This is a genomic window from Halorubrum sp. SD612 (genome assembly GCF_002135005.1).
In genome coordinates this window covers 1-2224 of sequence record NZ_NEWI01000271.1, presented here as the reverse complement: position 1 = coordinate 2224, position 2224 = coordinate 1, and the positions used below count along the sequence as shown (strand labels likewise).

The 2224-nt window shown below is 73.3% G+C and carries 3 protein-coding genes and 1 pseudogene; 2 read left to right on the top strand and 2 right to left on the bottom strand.

Translation table 11 applies throughout. The features are described from left to right. Both B9G38_RS16270 and B9G38_RS16265 read left to right on the top strand, forming a co-directional pair. Positions 1-323: pseudogene (locus B9G38_RS16270) on the top strand (peptidylprolyl isomerase); the annotation flags it as partial. 102 nt (positions 324-425) lie between these two features. Next, the gene (locus tag B9G38_RS16265; RefSeq protein WP_086221074.1) at positions 426-686 is read left to right on the top strand and encodes a hypothetical protein; all 261 of its coding nucleotides are present in this window, start codon (positions 426-428) and stop codon (positions 684-686) included. Positions 687-711: 25 nt separating this feature from the next. On the opposite strand, the gene B9G38_RS16260 is transcribed toward B9G38_RS16265, so the two are convergent. Continuing rightward, a complete protein-coding gene (locus tag B9G38_RS16260; RefSeq protein WP_086221073.1) occupies positions 712-1332 on the bottom strand; it encodes a transcriptional regulator in 621 nt (206 codons plus the stop codon). Between the two features lie 104 nt (positions 1333-1436). Further along, the gene (locus tag B9G38_RS16255) at positions 1437-2135 is read right to left on the bottom strand and encodes a P-loop NTPase (RefSeq protein WP_086221072.1); all 699 of its coding nucleotides are present in this window, start codon (positions 2133-2135) and stop codon (positions 1437-1439) included. Between the last annotated feature and the right edge of the window lie 89 nt (positions 2136-2224).

The window sequence follows — 2224 nt, the reverse complement described above, 5'->3', positions numbered from 1 at the left end:
TCACGGAGGACGACGACGGCGAGGAGACCGTCGAGACCGAGGCGGTCGAGAAGGACGTCCTCTACGTCACGGCGACGCAGGCGATGCAGATGAACCAGCAGTGGATGTTCCAGAAACAGCAGATCGCCCAGGACCTCATGGACCGCCTCGACCTCGACCGCGTGGTCATCGAGGAGGTCATCGAGGGCGGCGGCATGGGCGGTCTCGGCGGCATGATGGGCGGCATGGGCGGCGCCGGCGCCGGCGACGTCGACATCGAGGAGGCGCTCGAAGACGTCGACGTCGACGCCGACGAGATCGTCGACGAGATCGACGAAGAGTAGTCGACCCCGCTTCTACCGACTCTGTCGTTTTCGCTGCCCGGCGAGCGGCCGCCGCGACCGGCGAACGGATCCCTTTTGCCCGCCGACCCGCCCACACCGAGTATGGAGATCGAACGGGCACGCGAGGACGCGCTCGTCGCCGGCGTCGCGGGCGCGGCGACGGTCGCGACCGCGCTGCTGTCGAGTTTCACCGCCGCCGTCTCGGTCGCGACGCTCCCGACGCTCGCGCCGCTCGCCGTGTACGCGCTGTACCTCTTCTCGCGGAAGGGCGGGCCGTACGGCGCGTTCGACACCGCACGGAACTGGGCGATCGCGGCGGCCGTCGTCGGCGCGACCGTCCTCGTCACGGCCGCCGCGCTGTAGCTCCGACCGCGAGCGCCCGGTCTCGTCAGGCGATGTCGCGGCTCGTGTCGACGGCGACCGCGTCCGTGAGTTTCAGCTTCAGCGGCTCTTCGAGCGCCGCGCCGCCCCGGAACTTGGGGATGACGAGGCGGTTCGCGATCTCGGTCCCGGTGACGGTCGTGCGCAGGTCGAACACCACGTCCGCGACCTGCTCCGTGATCCGCCGCGCCCGGGGGTCCTCGCCGCCGCGGAGCGCGTGAAGCAGGGCGATGCCGCCGGCCTCGTCGACGCTGGAGCGGATCCCGTCGAGAAACTCTGCGTACGCCGCCGCCGACGCGCCCTCCTCCAACGGTTCCACGGAGTCGACGATCAGCGTGCCCTCATCGGGGAGGTCGCCGGCCAGCGACGTCGCCTCGTCGAGGTCGCCGACCTCGTCCGTGGCTTCGACGGTCGTCTCCTCGTCGCCGTCGCCGCTGAGCCCCGCCTCCACCGCGTCGGCGGACCGGACGGTCGTCAGGTAGCGGCACCGCCGAACCCGGGCGAACCGGTCCAGAATGAGCTCCGACTGGCTGTCGGGGTTCGCCTTCAACACGACGACGCTACCGCTCGGGAGCCCCCCGCCGAACTGTCGGTCCAGCACCGAGATCCCAGTCGGAAGCGTCTCCATACGTTCGCTGCCGCCCGTGGACCTTTGGGTCTGTCGATGGCGGCCCTCTCGGCCGGTCGCGTCGGTGCCGTACGCTCTCCCGGCGGCGCCGGTGGGGGCGATCCTCACGCGATCTGCCACCCGCTCGCCGCCGCGGTCTCCGCGAGCCGCGAGGCGAGGCCGTCGTACGCGTTCCGGACGGCTGGGTCGGACAGCGGAGCGGCCCCGCCGTCCGGAATCGCGCCGAGGACGGGACAGCCGAGCAACGGCTCGATACGATCCGGCACGCCCGTCTCGCCGATCGCGACCGCGCCGACCGGCGGGCAGTCGAGCCGGCGGGCGATCGCCGCGGTCTTCGCCGCGTCGCGGAGCGCGGCGCGTCTGAGCGGCGTCACTATCAGCGCGCCGTTCGCCGCCCGCAGGGGCGCGGCCACGTCGGGCGACGCGCCAGCCGGGCTGTCGAGCAACACCGGTGCGCCCCCTGGCGTCGCGCCGTCGAGCGCGTCGAACGTCGCGCCCGCGTCGACCGACCGCGGCGCGTCGGGAGCCGCGAGGACCGTCGGCGCCGATCGGTCGGGACGGACCGGGTTCGTCCCGCGAACCCCGTCGAGTACGGTCCGGACGTCGCCCCCGTCGGCGCGGCGTCCGGCGCCGACCGGAGTCGGTTCGGGTCCGGTCTCCGCGGCCAACCGCGCGAGGTTCGGCAGGTCCCAGTCGGCGTCGGCCGCGACCACCGGTGCGCCGCGCCGCGAGAGCGCGCGCGCGAGCCCGAGGGTAGTCGTGGTCTTTCCGCTTCCGCCCTTGCCGCCGGCGACGGCTATCACGGCGGGCGTGGGTTCGGTATCCGGTATAAGGGGTCTGTCGCGATCGGCGCGCCGCGCGGCCGTCGCTCGTCACACGGCGGTCGCGGCCC